Raw genomic sequence first — 1,159 nt, 5'->3', positions numbered from 1 at the left:
GTGCGTACCGGGCTGAGAGGCGGTGTAAGTGAACTGTAGTTGCCATGTTTTACGGCAATGAGAGCAGAGATAGCGCTGATGTCCGGCAGTGCTTTTGCCGTTACGCACCACGCCTTCAGTAGCGGAGCAGGAAGGACATCTGATGGAAATGGAAGCCACGCAAGCACCTTAAAATCACCATCATACACTAAATCAGTAAGTTGGCAGCATTACCTATTTTTTCGTAAATATACCATCCATCGCATTCTTTAATTCCACCTCCTGGTATTTGGAGTTCAAATTTACCCCGTTTTAATTTGCTTACTATATCCTCCAATAAGGCATAACCTAAAGACACGTCACCAATCGCCTGGTGAATATAACCTTTAATCCTTTTCGGTATGTCAGACTGTTTTTTCTGCAGAATATCCCAGGCATACAATCTTCTGTTTTGTTCTAACGGAAATTCACGGTTTTTGAAATCCATGAATGAGTTATACTCATTTATTGTTATGGGGATTTCTTCGTATTCAAATCCACTGCCTCGCAATGTCATTGTATATTCGGCACCGTTATCTTTAAGGCTGAAACTGATAAGAAACTTATCCATGGCTTTAACAGTTTCATTTTTTGATGAAAGCACTTGATAACTATCTTTATCAATCTGAGTTGCGCAACGAAAAAACTCCCACAAAGTTAACAGGCTATCATAATTCGAAACCCAATCTTTTTTCTTAAATGCATGCTGAATATTATTAAAAAAATTGTTTGAATGTGTTTTTGTATGCGATGATTTTACGAATAACTCCACCGCACCAATAAAATTATTGTGTCTGATCCTGGGTAACATATGGCTACCTTATTTTATTTGGTTATTTTATGTCGCCATTAAATATCTCATTATAGAAGTAAACTATCAAAAAACGCTCATTATTAAAATGTAACTTATTAGCAATTGAATTTTTGGGTAATGCTGCCAACTTACTGATTTAGTGTATGATGGTGATTTTAAGGTGCTTGCGTGGCTTCCATTTCCATCAGATGTCCTTCCTGCTCCGCTACTGAAGGCGTGGTGCGTAACGGCAAAAGCACTGCCGGACATCAGCGCTATCTCTGCTCTCATTGCCGTAAAACATGGCAACTACAGTTCACTTACACCGCCTCTCAGCCCGGTACGCAC

General features: G+C 39.5%; 2 protein-coding genes and 1 pseudogene. 1 reads left to right on the top strand and 2 read right to left on the bottom strand.

Translation table 11 applies throughout. The annotated features are described in order from the left end of the window. Together BFF42_RS17985 and ytfI are read right to left on the bottom strand one after the other, a co-directional pair. A partial coding sequence (locus BFF42_RS17985; protein ID WP_032277379.1) for an IS1 family transposase occupies nucleotides 1-159 on the bottom strand: 159 nt, incomplete at its 3' end. A gap of 55 nt (nucleotides 160-214) precedes the next feature. Then, a pseudogene (gene ytfI, locus BFF42_RS17980) lies at nucleotides 215-829 on the bottom strand (protein YtfI); the annotation flags it as partial. A 171-nt stretch (nucleotides 830-1,000) separates the two neighbouring features. Between ytfI and BFF42_RS17975 the strand changes: the two are divergent. After that, nucleotides 1,001-1,159: IS1 family transposase (locus BFF42_RS17975; protein ID WP_032277379.1), on the top strand; the 159-nt coding region annotated here is incomplete at its 3' end.

It is taken from the genome of Shigella sp. FC1661, from assembly GCF_001712525.1.
In the GTDB taxonomy this organism is placed as follows: Bacteria; Pseudomonadota; Gammaproteobacteria; order Enterobacterales; family Enterobacteriaceae; genus Escherichia; species Escherichia coli.
Note: the sequence above shows the minus strand (reverse complement) of the source record. Positions and strands in the feature narration are given on the sequence as shown.